Source organism: Pseudoalteromonas sp. NZS71_1 (assembly GCF_015864305.1).
Classification (GTDB): domain Bacteria; phylum Pseudomonadota; class Gammaproteobacteria; order Enterobacterales; family Alteromonadaceae; genus Pseudoalteromonas; species Pseudoalteromonas arctica.
Genome location: NZ_JADYXM010000016.1, coordinates 75,536 through 90,716, shown reverse-complemented (window position 1 = coordinate 90,716; position 15,181 = coordinate 75,536). Strand labels below are relative to the sequence as shown.

The following is a 15,181-nucleotide window of genomic DNA, read 5'->3' as shown; positions in this document are numbered from 1 at the left end:
GGCTTTCATGGCGGCTTCACCTAGGTTTTTACGACGCTGAGTTAAAGCACTTGGCGCAACAAATGGCTTACCCTCGCGGTCAACAATGTCGAGCATATTAACGACATCGGCCATCGATTTGTCATTATAAATAACCATCCCGATCAACAACCAAGCCATCGATTCTAGGGTTAGTTTTCTTTTTCGTAGTGTAACGGTTTCGGTCAGTGCATAGGCTTCTTCGATAAGAGATAAAGGGAGTAAGTCTGCGAGTGTTTCAACGTCATTAGGTTTGATGTTGTTAATAATATCGAGAGCATTAGAAAGTTGCATAAAAAAATCCGAATTCTACAAAAGAATTCGGATTCTTACATACCTAGAAGATCGTTCAAGTGCTATTAACTAATTCTTAAATGATCGGCATTAGAGCTAAGCTCGCATTTTTTATATTCGGCGTTTAATTACGCAACAGTTACAATTTTCATTGTGTTAGTTGCACCCACAGTTTCCATTGAGTCACCGTGAGTAATAATTACTGTATCGCCAGACTGTAAAGACCCTTGAGAAACTAAAGTATCAAGCGCGGCTTTTACCATACCGTCTTTTTCAGTTTTTGTAGAATCAAAAAATACTGGGTAAACACCACGATAAAGTGCTGTTTGACCTAATGTACTGGCATGACGTGAAAGCGAGTAGATTGGTAAGCCTGAGCTGATACGCGACATTAATTTAGCCGTACTACCAGATTCAGTGAGTGTGATGATTGCTTTAACAGAATCTAAGTGATTAGCTGCATACATAGCAGAAAGCGCAATTGATTCAGCATTGTTAGAAAAGCGACTATCTAAACGGTGTTTAGAAACGTGCGTTTCTTTTTGCGATTCAGCACCTAAACAAACGCGTGCCATAGTCGCAACTGTTTCTTCAGGATAATCACCTGCAGCTGTTTCAGCTGAAAGCATTACAGCATCTGTTCCATCAAGAACAGCATTTGCAACATCCATAACTTCTGCACGTGTAGGCATAGGGTTATCGATCATCGATTCCATCATTTGCGTTGCTGTTACTACAGTACGGTTTAATGAACGAGCACGACGAATAATTAGTTTTTGCTTGCCCATAAGAGCAGCATCACCAATTTCAACACCTAAATCACCACGAGCAACCATTACAGCGTCAGACGCTAAAATGATGTCATCAACAGCTTCTTGGGTTTCAACGGCTTCAGCACGTTCAATTTTAGCAAGTAACTGTGCTTTTGAACCAGCCGCTTCAGCAAGTGAGCGTACGTAGCGCATATCGTCGCCACTACGTGGGAATGATACGGCAATGTAATCTACGTCAATTTCAGCGGCAGTTATTAAATCTTCTTTGTCTTTTTCAGTAAATGCTGGAGCAGTTAAGCCACCACCTAAACGGTTAATACCTTTATTGTTAGATAAAACACCGCCAACAGTGACTGTACAATGCACTAAATGCCCAGCTACTTCATCAACACTTAATTGAATAAGGCCGTCATTTAGAAGTAGTAAATCGTTAGGGCTTACATCGTTAGGTAATTCTTTATAATCGATACCTACAGAGTTTATGTCGCCTTCGCCTTTTTCCATTTTTGCATCAAGGGTAAATTTTGCACCCACAGCAAGCGTTACTTTACCTTCTTTAAAAGTAGAAACGCGGATTTTAGGGCCTTGAAGGTCAGCAAGGATAGCAATATGCTTGCCTAATCTTTTTGCAATATCGCGTACAGCTTGTGCACGGTCTTTATGATCTTGGGCAACACCATGTGAGAAGTTTAAACGTACTACATTAGCCCCAGCGATAATAATTTTTTCTAAGTTGTTATCTCTATCGGTAGCAGGTCCAAGGGTAGCGACTATTTTCGTGCGTCTTAGCATCAATTTCTCCTGTTTGCTTGGTGAAAGCATGTTGACGTTATTTTGTTGACTTAAAATATCTATATTAGAATAAAATATTTTAGTTATGTGCAAACTTCAAAGGTTTGCCACTATTTTATACAAAACTATTGTGTCATCATTATGACACCGGTGTCAGAATGCGTCAATGATCTTAATTTCAATTAGCTTTGCTTTTAGTCACCCCGAGACCATTGATGTTTGATATAATTACGTAGCTTATTTATCTGTAATAAAAAAGCATGTTGTATTGACTCATAATTAGTATTTTATGACTGTATGGGTATAATGCACGCGGTATTATTTAATTTATACACTGAATTTTCTAACCAAATAGTTGTTACCGAGGAGGACACTAGATGCAAGTTGCATTAGTAGGGTTAGGCGTTATGGGAAAAAATCTTGCCCTAAACTTGATTGAAAAAGGGATAACGCTAGTCGCTTATGACAAAAACCCACATGCGGGTGAAGAGTTACTAAGTTGTGCTAAATCTCAAGGCATGGCTGATAGGCTTCACATTGTCTCTGATTTAAGAGACATGGTAAGGCGTTTAGAGGCACCTCGTTCTATTTTATTACTTGTTCCTGCTGGTGAGTTAGTTGATACAGTTTGTAATGAACTTGTAGAGGCCGGCGTTAACTGTGACGATATGATTGTCGATTGCGGTAATAGTAATTATAAAGACGGTATAACGCGTAAACTTAAATACCAAAATAAATTTGAATTTGCCACTATGGGAATTTCTGGCGGTGCAGAAGGCGCTCGCCATGGTCCTGCAATGATGGCAAGTGGTTCTGAGGGTGGTTGGGAACGTATTGAGCCATGGTTTGAAAAAGTAGCTGCTAGCTATAATGGCGACTCGTGTTTTGCACGTGTTGGTCAATCAGCAAGTGGTCATTTTGTAAAAATGGTTCACAACGGTATTGAATACGCACTTATGCAACTTATTGCAGAAGTGTACCAATTACTTCGTTTAGGCACTAATCGTTCTCCAAAAGAAGTGGCTGAGATATTTAATGACTGGTCAGAAGGTCAATTAAATAGCTACTTACTGTCTATTTCTAGCCACATATTGTCACTTGAAAATCATAATAATGTACCGCTTGCGGACTTAATTGATAATAAAGTTGGCGCTAAAGGTACTGGTCTTTGGACTGCGCAAAATGCACTAGAACTTGGTATTGCAGTTCCTTCACTTGTTGCTGCTGTACAAGCTCGTCATTTAACTAATGCATGTAATACAACGGCTGCACAAGAGATGACGTATGCATCTAAATCAACTAACAATGTTGAAATTGATTTAGAAGAGCTAAAAGAAGCGTTCTTACTTGCAAGTTTACTAGCGTATCGCCAAGGTTTAGCGTTAATTAAAGGTGCATCACGTACTCATCAGTGGAAAGTTGATTTATCTAAAACGCTTCAAACGTGGCGTGCTGGTTGTATTATTCGTGCTGACTACCTTGATAGCGTTGCACAAGGTGTTGAATTTATTGATACCCTTGAGAAAGAGTCTAACTCTTTGCGCAAAATTACCGGACAAGCAATAATGACTGGTTTAGCATTCCCTGTATTGGGTGCTACACAAACGTATTTAGCAACATTAACCACACCGAGTAATGGGCATTTAGTTCAAGCCCAGCGTGATTACTTTGGTGAGCACGGCGTTAAAACCCATAGCGGTGAAACATGCCATTTAACTGACTTAGTAGATATCGACGCTAAAGTTAGGTAATAAACAGTTGTTTAAAACGATAAAGGCACGCTATTTAGCGTGCCTTTTGTATTTTAGGCGCGGTGAGATTTAACGGCTTAATTCACCACGTAAATTGTCTTGCATTAAATGACGAATCGTCTCTACTTCTAGCTTTTGGCTAAATAAATAATGTAATTTAGTTAAACACGCTTCAAGGGTCATATCGTATCCACTAATAACACCAATATTTAACAGTGCATTACCCGTTGCATAGCCGCCCATATTTACATGGCCTTTTAAGCACTGGGTTAAATTAACAATAACGACGCCACGTTTACTTGCTTCTTCAAGTATTGATAAAAAGTTAGGATCTTGCGGTGCATTACCTACACCAAAACTAAGCAACACCAAGGCTTTAATATTGCCATTAACTAAGCTTTTAACCACTTCTTGACTAATACCAGGGTATAAATAAAGCACACCAATGGGTTGAGGTGTAATAGGAGTAACTTGCAGCTCATTTTCAACATAAGGACTAAGTTGGCCTTTAATAAGTTGAATACTAATACCCGATAACGCTAAGGGATCAAGATTAGGCGACGCAAATGCATTAAATCCATCGGCGTGGGCTTTAGTTGCTCTGTTACCTCTAAACAGTTGGTTATTAAAAAATAGACTTACTTCTGCAATTGGATAATTTGCCGCTAAATACATTGCATTCAGAAGGTTTACTTGACCATCTGAGCGTAATTGAGAAAGCGGAATTTGTGAGCCAGTTACAATCACAGGTTTAGTTAGGTTTTCGAACATAAACGATAGTGCTGAGGCTGTATACGCCATTGTATCGGTGCCATGAAGCACAACAAAACCATCATAATCTTGGTATTTATCTTTAATGTCATCAGCAATAAGTTGCCAATGCTCAGGAGACATATCTGAAGAATCTATAAGAGGGCAGTATTCGTGAATATCAAACAAAGGCATTTCATCACGGTTAAACTCTGCGTTGTTCACTACGGTTTCTGTTAAAAAACCTTCAGCAGGAATATAACCTCGACTCGATTTTTTCATACCTATAGTACCGCCAGTATAAGCGATATAAATGCGTTTACGTTTCATAAAAAAAGCCCAGTAAAAAAACTGGGCTTAGTATAACGTTAAGTAACTTTAAATACAGCTGATTAGGTAAAGCTATGCACTTTTATTGTGCAACATTACACACTAAACAACGTGCATATACACCTTGTGGATCGTTGTAATCTTTAAGGTTTTCAACTTCAGTACTTAATTGGTTAATAACGCTTTGCAAGTTAGCTTGCGTTGCTAACACAGATGTTTTTTGTGTTTGTAAACCAAGCATCGATTTAATAGACGCGTTACCAAAAATATTTTGAATCATTTTTTCTTGCGAGCTTAAATCTTGTTTAATGGTTTTAACTTCATAGTGATTCAGTTTTGCAAGTGCTGCGGCTGCTTTTATAGCATCTTGTTTATCACCAAGTTTGTCTACTAAACCTAGTTCAAGTGCTTGAGATGCAATCCATACGCGGCCTTGGGCAATTTTATCAACTTGCTCAGGCGTCATATTACGGGCATCAGCGACAACATTCAAAAAGCGACCGTATGCTTCTTCAACGCTCATCTGAATTACTTGACCCATTTTTTCGTTTAGGGGACGAGTGATAGAAAAACCAGCCATTTCGGTTGTTGCAACGCCATCTGAATAAACACCAATTTTAGATAAGGTTTTTTCAAATGTCATAAACGTACCAAATACACCAATTGAACCTGTAATAGTACTCGGTGCTGCCCAGATTTCGTTTGCAGCAGAGGCAATCCAATAACCACCTGATGCAGCTACAGAGCTCATAGAGGCAATAACAGGCTTACCAGCAGCTTTAAGCGCTAATACTTCTGCACGAATAACTTCAGAGGCAAACATACTACCGCCACCTGAATCAATGCGCAGTACGACCGCTTTAACTTTGTCATCAAGGCGTGCTTTACGAAGTAGGGCTGCTGTAGAGTCGCCACCAATTTCTCCAGCTTTACGCTCACCATCCACAATTGTACCTTTAGCAACTACAACGGCGACTTTTTCGGTAATAGGGTTATCAAATTCAATCGGTGGTTTAACTAAGCTTAAGTATTCACGAAATGAAACTTGCTTAAATGTTTTGCCATCTTCTTGTGCGCCAACTAAATCAATTAATTGTTTGCGAACTTGTTGATTTGTTTTTAAAGAATCAACCCACTGGTGGTCAAGTGCATATTTACCTGCATCGCCATCTGCAGCTTTCATTTTTTCAAGATATACGTCCATTGTCTCGTCGAAATTTGACTCATCAAATGGGCGAACCGCAGCAACATCTTGTTTGTATTCGCTCCAAAGAGCGCCTAACCAAACACGGTTAGCTTCTTTGGCTGCTTCAGACATGTCGTTACGAATGAAAGGTTCTACTGCTGACTTAAATGTACCAACACGGAAAATATGCTGCGTTACTTCAAGCTTTTCAAGTGCATCTTTAAAGTAAAGCGGATACATGCCGTAACCTTCAATACCTACGCTACCGTATGGGTGCATAGCTATTTCATCAGCATGTGATGCAATATAGTATTGTGCTTGGGTATAGTAATAACCCGATGCAATCACTTTTTTGCCAGCTTGTTTAAATGCATCGATAGCATTGGTAATTTGCTTAAGTTTGTTTAAATGCGCTTTAGGCATTTCTTGTAAATCAAGCAGCATCACCGTAATGCGATCGTCTTTAGTCGCTTCGTTTATTACTTCAACAATATCGTCAAGTAATATTTCGCTTGGCGCTTCAGAACCAGAAGTAGCATCACTAATTGCAGCTTCGACCGGATCTATGTATGTTTTTTCTTCAACAATAGGGCCATTTAGGTTAAGCCTAAGCACAGAGCCATTTTCAACTATTATTTTATCGTCGTCACTTGAGAGTGACACTAAGAAAACAATTACCAGTAATAAAAACAGAATGTTGAGTATTAAACGACGAGAAAAGTTAATTCCAGCCCAAATACCTTTAAATACCTTTGCTATCAAAATAGCTCCTTAATTTGGTACAGTTAATACATTAGTTCCATCTTAGCCTAGAATAAAAATAAATTTAACTGCTAAATCGTAACGAAGTGTTTATGAGGTGCTATTAATACATGTTTTTATGGCTTTTTTTAATTAAATGAAGGCACATATTGCTTATTACTTGCCATTAAAGCAGAATTAGCTAATGTATACAGGTTAGACCAGTTAACGGGGCACAAGATGTTAGAACAACAATTACAACTAAAACACACACAATTACGTAACCGCTTAGTGATGGGCTCAATGCATACAGGCCTTGAAGAGGGATGGCATAACCGCAAACGCTTACGTGCATTTTACGAAGCACGTGCAAAAGGCGGTACCGCAATGTTAATTACGGGCGGATACAGCCCTAATTTATGTGGCAAATTAACACCTATTTCATCTTCATTTAATAGTTATTACGATGTATTTAAGCACCGCGCTTACACAGATGCTGTGCATAAACACGGCGGAAAAATTTGTTTGCAATTATTACATGCTGGACGTTATGCGTACCATCCATTCAATCAGGCACCAAGTGCAATAAAAGCACCTATTAATCCTTATAAACCTAAAGCGATGTCGCTTGGCTCGATTAAGAAAACAATTAAAGACTTTGCGCACTCTGCCTATATGGCTGAAAAAGCTGGCTACGATGGCGTTGAAGTTATGGGTTCTGAAGGGTATTTGATTAATGAGTTTATGGCGCCGCACACCAATAAACGTGAAGATGAATTTGGTGGCAGCCTAGAAAATAGAATGCGACTTGCGCTTGAAATAGTTAAAGCTGTAAGAGCAAAAGTATCTGAGCAATTCTTAATCATTTTTAGATTGTCGGTTATTGATTTAATCCCAAACGGTTCAACACCAGAGGAAGTTGTCATACAAGCTACCGAGCTTGAAAAAGCGGGTGTTGATATATTTAACACAGGTATTGGTTGGCACGAAGCGCGTGTACCAACTATTGCGAGTATGGTGCCGCCAGGTGCATTTAAAGAAGCATCAAAACGTTTAAAAGACGTGGTGAGCGTGCCAGTTATTGCTGTTAACCGAATTAATACTCCAGAAATAGCTAACGATATTTTAAATGCAGGCGAGGCTGATTTAATTTCGATGGCAAGGCCGCTACTTGCCGATCCAGAGTTTTTTAATAAATACGCAAAGAATCAATCTAAGCAAATTAATATTTGTATAGGGTGTAACCAAGGTTGTCTAGATCACGTATTTAAAAATAAACGTGCTACGTGTTTAGTTAATCCACAAGCTGCATTTGAGCTAGATTACCCGTTAGAGCAAGCAACCAAAGCTAAAAACGTATTAGTAGTCGGTGCAGGCCCCGCTGGTTTATCGGCAAGTTGTTACTTGGCTCAAAAAGGGCATAACGTCACGTTAATTGATCAAAAACCGCAAATGGGTGGCCAATTTAATTTAGCTATGCAAATACCAGGTAAAGAAGACTTTAACCATACTCTTACTTACTTCACTAATGAGCTTGAGCGATTAAAAGTAACTGTAGAGCTTGGTAAAGCTTATGACGATTCAATGCTTAAAAACTATGATGACATCGTATTTGCAACTGGCGTTAGGCCGCGTGAAGCCTCTATTAAGTGTAGCGATGATAAGCGTGTATTTGCTTATGACGAAGTTATACGCGGCGAAGTAGAGCTAGGTAAATCAATTGCTATTTTAGGTGCCGGTGGTATAGGTTTTGATATGGTTGCGTTTTTAAGCGAACATAAATCGCAAACTATTAGCGAGTTTAAAACGCAATGGGGGATTGAGTGTGAAGCCCAACCTCATAAAGACGAACGTCAATTGTATATGTTAAAACGCAGTACGGGTCGTTTTGGTAGCGAGCTTGGTAAAACAACGGGTTGGATACATCGCCAAGTTGCTAAGCAGCATGGCGTTAAGCAAATTGCTGATTGCCAATACCAAAGCTTTGATAAAAGCGGACTAACTATTAATGTTGCTGGTGAAACTCAAGTGCTGCCAGTAGACACTGTTATTGCCTGTATTGGCCAGGTTTCTAATAACGAAGTGCTAGAAAATTACACAGATAACGCAAAGGTACATGTTATAGGCGGAGCTAAACTAGCTGCAGCTATTGATGCTAAACGCGCTATTTTTGAAGCACTTCAGGTCGCTAGAAGTATTTAACCTTTGTAAATAAATTGAAATAGTTTATCAATTCATGCGGTCTTTGCTGTTTATAGTCTATAACTTAATAAACAGTGAACACACAGGATACGCATGAATAAACTAACCAATCTTTATGATGCAATATTGGGTAAACTATCATTTTTAGATGGTTTACCTGCATTGCTATTTCGCTTGATTTTAGCCCCTGTTATGATCATTGCAGGTTATAACAAACTTGCTATAAGCGGTGAGACAGAAGGTTTCTTTGATAACTTTTTAGCATCTCCAGATGTAGTTCAATGGTTTGGTAATAATGAATGGGGTTTAGGATTACCGTTTCCTGACTTACTAGCTTTTTTAGCTGGCTGGAGTGAATTTTTAGGAGGTTGGTTTTTATTACTTGGCCTTTTAACTCGCTTGGTCAGTATCCCACTTATGTTCACAATGGTTGTCGCTGCAACCTCAGTGCATTGGCATAATGGTTGGTTTGCAATAGCACCAACTAACCCAGAAACAAGTGCTGCGCAAGTGCTCGATTGGTTATCAATTCCGGGCGCTAAAGAAAGCCTTGAAAACTCACTAGAAGTACAAGACCGAATAGGTAAAATTCGTGGCTTAGTTGAAGAACACGGTTTTCCTGATTATCTATACGAAAAGGGCAAGCCGTCTATTTTAAACAACGGTATAGAATTTTCGGCAATTTATTTTGCTATGCTTCTTAGCTTGTTTTTTATGGGCGGTGGGCGTTTTGTTAGTATAGATTACTGGTTAAGGCGAAATATTGTAAAAGAATAACGTATTTAATCTACTTTACTAACGGCCGCATAGCTTAACCCTTTGCGGCCGTTTTGCATTTTAATTTCTCGGTATTTATTTTTTAAGGGTTTAAATGTTACTCTAGCGTTTTGAATTTTGAGGAATCGTTATGAACGCTATCGAGCTTTTACTTACCCGCCAATCAGACTCTAAACTAACAGAGCCGGGCCCTACGCCTGAGCAGCTCGACATAATTAAGCAAGCAGCATTACGTGTTCCTGATCATGGCTGTATAGCACCGTGGCAGTTCATTGTTGCTCAAGGTGATGCTCGCAATAAACTGGGTGAAATTTACCATCAAAGTGCAGTGGCAGAGCAACAGACAGAAAAAGTAATTAACCGTGCTAAAGAGCTTCCCCTTCGTGCGCCTATGATTGTAATAGCAATTGCTAAATATCAAGAACACCCAAAAGTTCCTCGAATAGAACAAGTACAAAGCGCAGGCTGTAGTGTATTAGCGATGCAACAAGCTGCATTTGCCCAAGGGTTAGGCGGTGTTTGGCGCACAGGCTACTTTGCACAAAGTAGCGCGGTTAAAAAAGCGCTTAACTTACATGAGCAAGATGAAATAGTAGGGTATTTATATATAGGTACACCCGAAGTCGATTGTAAAAAGTCGCCTCGCCATAAGCCAGAAAACTATTTTAGTAATTTGTGAAATAGTATGAACTTTGCGCAACTTACATAGTCATAATTCATTAAGGTTACAAAGAGTATTATTTAAAAGTTAATGACTTGGCTGTAAGAAGCGCTTGGAAGCACTAAATTTACTAAATCTTCTTCAGTTTGTTTTTTAATCGGTTGTTTTTTGATACATTATGGAAAGTCTTAATAAAAATAACGATAAAGAAGACGAAAACTATGGGAAATTTATTTTTACGTGAAAAAGAGAATTGGCTAGCATGGTCAATTTGGGGAATCATTGGTGCTTTTGTAACACTGTATGTTGCAATGAGCACAAATGCATCACACTTTATAGCCGGTTCAGCGATGGGTATGCTTGTGTTGTTAACATGGTGGATGCACCAGTCCAAACGTTTCGACTTTGGGCGTGCTTTTAAAGTATGTTGCTACGTTTTATCGCTTAGTGTGCTACCTGCTTTTATGTTTGTTGTAGTACCAAGTGATGATTTAAATCGATTCGATTTAATTTTTCAAGGCGTTACCTTTACCGCACTGAGTATATTGGCTTGTTTAATCTGCTCTTGGATTGCACGTAGACCTAAACAATATTATTAATGTGTTTAACTTTAGTCCATTAACTACACTTTTATTAAAGTGAAGAGCTTAACAAAAGAACAAAGTGGGTCTATTTTATCCAATATGTTAATATTTTCTATTAATTTCTATTTAGCTCTTTACAAGTTATGTATTTAGCCATATTATTCGCGCCGTGCGGAGAGATGGCAGAGTGGTCGAATGCACCGGTCTTGAAAACCGGCATGGGTTTATAGCCCATCTAGGGTTCAAATCCCTATCTCTCCACCATTATTTAAAAAAACCGCCTTATGGGCGGTTTTTTGCTTTGTGGAGTTTCTAAATGACTAAAGCAACAAACCTACCAACCTCGCAGAAATTAATAAAACATCTTTTATTATGGACGGTATTTGGTTACTGCTATCAAAGTGCTATTAGCTTATTAGTAAAAATGGCTATAGACGCTCAACCAGAGTATCCATTAATTACCGGTTTAATTTATGGTGTTGGTTTTAATGTTTTAGCTGCCCATCTTATTACCAAATACGATAAGCATTGGCCAGTTATTGGCTCTGTTTTTATTGGTTGTATAGGGCTGCTTGTAGTGCCATTTTTACTGTTTGGCGAATCAGGATTACTAACAATGCCTCTACTTGTTGGAATTTTATTCAGTTTGCCGCTTTGTAGTTATATTGTTGGCCTAATTAAGCTAAAACTCAGCAAAAACTAGCCCCAAACGCGGTTTATTTTGTGATAGCATAGTCGCGTCTTTTAACTAACAAAACGTGAAAAACACATTATGTCAGATAATTTTACTACAGATGCTGAAAAAGCAAGTTACGGTATTGGCTTACAAATGGGTGAGCAACTTAAGTCTAATCCTTTTGAAGGCTTAAACCTAAATTCAGTATTTGAAGGCATGAAAGATGCGTACGCTGGTAGCGCATTTCAAGTTGAGATCCCTGAGATCCAAGCTGCATTTGAAAAAATAAACGAAGAGATTCAAGCTCGTCGTGAAGAAGAGTCTAAAGTACTTTCTGCAGAAGGTATTTCATTCTTAGAAGAAAACGCAAAACGTCCTGAAATCACAGTAACTGAGTCTGGTCTTCAATACGAAGTACTAGCAACTGGCGAAGGCGAAAAGCCAACAGCTGAGTCTACAGTACGTGTTGATTACCACGGTACACTTATTAACGGTACTGTGTTTGATAGCTCATACGAGCGCGGTCAACCAGCTGAATTTCCAGTTGGTGGCGTGATCAAAGGCTGGACTGAAGCATTACAAATGATGCCTGTAGGTACTAAATGGCGTATCTACGTTCCTCATGAGCTTGCTTATGGTGAACGTGGCGCAGGTGCTGCAATCGCACCTTTCTCAACGCTTGTATTTGATGTTGAGCTACACGAAATCATTTCTTAAATTAAATAAATTTTAATTTAAGAATTTAAAAAGCCGTATTCAATTTGAATACGGCTTTTTTGTGTTTGTAATTTAAGAGTTTTATACCAATTAGCTTAATTAAGTGATCTATTTTTCGCTAAGAAAATTGTGTCGGTAACAAGGCAAAAATTTCGTTGTTTAGTTGTTACCACTAATTGCTCTTGCATTGCTCTACCTCCTGCATCCATGCAGTCGTATATCAGAAATTCTTAACGCAGTTAGCGTGAGGTTTAATCCTTCAAATCGATTAAGTATTACTGCGTGTTGATATTATATATTCTAAAAATAAAAAAACCGCATTAATAAAATGCGGTTTGAAATATATAAACTAAAAACTATTTTTAATTATTAAAAATAACCACGAACACCAAAGCGGAAGTTTCTGCCTGGTAGTGGGGCTTTATCTTTAATAAATGAGCTATGCACAAAGCCTAACTCATCAGTAATGTTATCCACGTTTATATAAAGCTGTGCATCTACACTGCCTAAATCTAATTGGTAATTAGCTTGTGCATCAAATAACGTATAGCCGTCCGTTTTTGTTTCAAATGCAGTTACATCGTTTTGATCAAAGTAATGAGTACCCGTCAGTGTTAGTTGTAAGTCACCTAAATCGTACTGTAACTCAGAGCCTAATTTATTGGCAGGGATGCGCGGTAAGTTGCCTTCGTCGTCTTTTAGTTTTGCACGAGTTGAGTCACCAAATACTTTAACCATAGCGCTTGGGGTTACTTGGTAATGTGCGTCAAACTCAATTCCATAAAGCTCTGCGTCTTTACTTGTAAACTGATAAACCGCAACAGCATCGTCATGTGCACCAATAGCTGATTCTAAACCATCTTCTTCATCGTAAACTAAACCCGTATTTTCTTGGAAATAAAAGTTTTTAATATCGTTATAGAAAAAGTTAACGGTGTAACCAAAATCACCGCTAAAACGCCTAAAGCTTAAATCTAGGTTTGTTGAAGTTTCTTGCTTGATATTTTCTGGCTCAAAATGCGCTTCATTATCTTCAATGTTGTAACCAAGACCTAGCTCATAAGTGCCAGTTGCAATGTGTAAACCATTTGATAAAAGCTCTGCCGAAAGTGGTGCTCGTTCTGAATGAGAAATACTTGTCGCAATACTATGACCCCGCTTGTACTGCCAAATGGCACCGGCAGAGGCGCTTAAATTGGTAAAGCTTTTATTGTATCCAATAGTTTCTTCGTCGCTATGATCTATTTCTACTTCATCGTGGCTATGTTCGTGTGCCGTGATTTGGCTTTCAATTTTGTAATCTTCTACACGTGCACCAAGCTCTATTGTCACGTCGCCAAATTCACGCTCTTCTAGTAAATATAATGCGTTAGTTGTAGTTACACTCGCGGGTGTAAATGCTTCTTCACCAATTGCATCGTAGTCAGAATCGCTGTAGTGATAGCCCATCATTCCGTGCCAATTAGCAAACTTATGCTCTACATTTAAACGTGCTTCAGTCGTTTTATTTTTAAAAGTAGTACCAATTTCGCCATCTTCAATTTCGCTGTGTGAATAATCTGTATAGCCAACTCGTAGGTTGATGGTTTCAATCCAGTTATTATGAAGAGCGTAACTTACAAGCCCTTGCCAGCGGTCTTGCTCTAAATGTGCGTAAACTGGCTCTTCAGCAGCTTCATCTTCATGTTCAGCATGCTCTTCTTCAGTTTCACCTTCGTGATCGTGATGATGCTCATGCCCAGGAATACCGTAATCAGTCTCAATGCTACCGTAAGAAAAACCAATCGTTAAGTGATCGCCAACATAGCTGGTACCAAAGTTGAGTGTTTCGCTATCAATAAAAGTATTTTCTACCGAGCTTTCGGTTTCAACATCGCCATCATCGTCGGCAATAGTAAAGGTAGGTGTTTGGTAATCATCGCCGCTGCGCTTAGTACCATCAAAATGAAAGTTAAAGCCTTCATTACCTGTTTCAAGTTTTGCAGCTACGGTGTTTGAATTTGACACCGTATCGTGGCTGTATTCAGCAGCGCCTGTAAGCTCGTCGATGTTGCTAGTAGGAATACGGTTATCAACCACGTTTACAACGCCACCAATTGCACCAGAGCCATAAAGTAGGGTACTTGGACCGCGCAACACTTCAATTTGTTCTGCCGCTAGGCTGTCGCTTGATGTCGCGTGGTCTGGGCCAATACGCGACGCATCGCTGGCATCTAATCCATTTTGTGTGATTTTAACGCGAGGGCCATCTAAACCACGAATAATTGGGCTTGATGATACAGGGCCAAAGTAACTTGCATTTACGCCTGGTAAACCTTTAAGAGTTTCGCCAAGTGTTGGTTTAGATTTATTTCTTAATTCATCACCTGAGAGCACGCTTACTGGCGATATCATTTCTAGGCTGTTCTTATGAAGTGCAGAGGCATAAACAACCACTGTTTCAACCGATGTTGGTTTAAGTGACACAGACAGATTATTTGAAGATTCGGTAACAGTAATACGAGAGTCTATGTAGTTGTCTTTACTAATATGTAATTGGCTGTTTGCATCTATATCGATAGCAAACTCGCCTAAATCATTACTTTTAACGCTTTGGTTTTTGCCATGGACATGGATAGAGGCATTTTTAATTGGTTGATTTTTATCATCCATTACTTTACCAGTAACGGTTGCAGCCAAAGCTGATTGAGAACATAAAACAGAAAAAATAGCAGAGGAGATTAATGTTAACTTTGTCATGGATATATTGGTTCGTGGTTATTATGTTGTGATATAATATAACACCGCAAAATTAACGAATCAACAATGTTATAGTATAACTTTGTGTTTTGCGATGAATAATCAAAAAATGACGATTAAGCCAATATTATAAAAATTCAAATAATAGGTTTGTGAATAGGAAACTTATCTATTTGACCGAAGAACTCAT

Annotated in this window: 12 protein-coding genes and 1 tRNA gene; 8 read left to right on the top strand and 5 right to left on the bottom strand. The window is 38.8% G+C overall.

Going from position 1 to position 15,181, the window contains the following annotated elements; genetic code table 11:
- Together I6F43_RS17740 and pyk are read right to left on the bottom strand one after the other, a co-directional pair.
- Positions 1–312, bottom strand: a 312-nt coding sequence (locus I6F43_RS17740) for a transposase domain-containing protein (RefSeq protein ID WP_197103380.1), incomplete at its 3' end; no start/stop codon positions are given.
- 128 nt (positions 313–440) lie between these two features.
- Positions 441–1,877, bottom strand: a complete 1,437-nt coding sequence (gene pyk / locus I6F43_RS17735) for a pyruvate kinase (RefSeq protein WP_007582689.1) — start codon at positions 1,875–1,877, stop codon at positions 441–443.
- A 377-nt stretch (positions 1,878–2,254) separates the two neighbouring features.
- Between pyk and gndA the strand changes: the two genes are divergently transcribed.
- A complete protein-coding gene (gene gndA / locus I6F43_RS17730) occupies positions 2,255–3,628 on the top strand; it encodes an NADP-dependent phosphogluconate dehydrogenase (RefSeq protein WP_010554474.1) in 1,374 nt (457 codons plus the stop codon).
- Positions 3,629–3,697: 69 nt separating this feature from the next.
- Here gndA and ansA read toward each other — a convergent pair whose 3' ends face one another.
- Together ansA and sppA are read right to left on the bottom strand one after the other, a co-directional pair.
- On the bottom strand, positions 3,698–4,708 hold the full coding sequence (gene ansA, locus I6F43_RS17725; protein WP_007582693.1) for an asparaginase: 1,011 nt from the start codon (positions 4,706–4,708) through the stop codon (positions 3,698–3,700).
- An 82-nt stretch (positions 4,709–4,790) separates the two neighbouring features.
- A complete protein-coding gene (gene sppA, locus I6F43_RS17720; RefSeq protein ID WP_024590136.1) occupies positions 4,791–6,656 on the bottom strand; it encodes a signal peptide peptidase SppA in 1,866 nt (621 codons plus the stop codon).
- 219 nt (positions 6,657–6,875) lie between these two features.
- On the opposite strand from sppA, the gene I6F43_RS17715 reads away from it, so the two are divergent.
- From I6F43_RS17715 to I6F43_RS17685, 7 genes are all read left to right on the top strand, one after another.
- Positions 6,876–8,837 (top strand): oxidoreductase, encoded by a 1,962-nt coding sequence (locus I6F43_RS17715; RefSeq protein ID WP_197103378.1) that lies wholly within the window; start codon positions 6,876–6,878, stop codon positions 8,835–8,837.
- A 93-nt stretch (positions 8,838–8,930) separates the two neighbouring features.
- On the top strand, positions 8,931–9,614 hold the full coding sequence (locus tag I6F43_RS17710; protein WP_007582701.1) for an HvfX family Cu-binding RiPP maturation protein: 684 nt from the start codon (positions 8,931–8,933) through the stop codon (positions 9,612–9,614).
- Between the two features lie 130 nt (positions 9,615–9,744).
- Positions 9,745–10,293: an NAD(P)H nitroreductase gene (locus I6F43_RS17705; RefSeq protein WP_197103376.1), complete on the top strand. Its 549-nt coding sequence runs from the start codon at positions 9,745–9,747 to the stop codon at positions 10,291–10,293.
- A 203-nt stretch (positions 10,294–10,496) separates the two neighbouring features.
- Complete coding sequence (locus tag I6F43_RS17700; RefSeq protein WP_007582705.1) at positions 10,497–10,874, top strand: hypothetical protein; 378 nt, start codon at positions 10,497–10,499, stop codon at positions 10,872–10,874.
- Positions 10,875–11,032: 158 nt separating this feature from the next.
- Positions 11,033–11,123: transfer RNA gene (locus tag I6F43_RS17695), tRNA-Ser, on the top strand.
- Between the two features lie 52 nt (positions 11,124–11,175).
- A complete protein-coding gene (locus I6F43_RS17690) occupies positions 11,176–11,562 on the top strand; it encodes a hypothetical protein (RefSeq protein WP_024590139.1) in 387 nt (128 codons plus the stop codon).
- Positions 11,563–11,631: 69 nt separating this feature from the next.
- Positions 11,632–12,252, top strand: coding sequence for an FKBP-type peptidyl-prolyl cis-trans isomerase (locus I6F43_RS17685; protein WP_007586200.1), 621 nt, complete (start codon positions 11,632–11,634; stop codon positions 12,250–12,252).
- A gap of 369 nt (positions 12,253–12,621) precedes the next feature.
- Here I6F43_RS17685 and I6F43_RS17680 read toward each other — a convergent pair whose 3' ends face one another.
- Positions 12,622–14,991, bottom strand: coding sequence for a TonB-dependent receptor (locus I6F43_RS17680; RefSeq protein WP_197103374.1), 2,370 nt, complete (start codon positions 14,989–14,991; stop codon positions 12,622–12,624).
- Between the last annotated feature and the right edge of the window lie 190 nt (positions 14,992–15,181).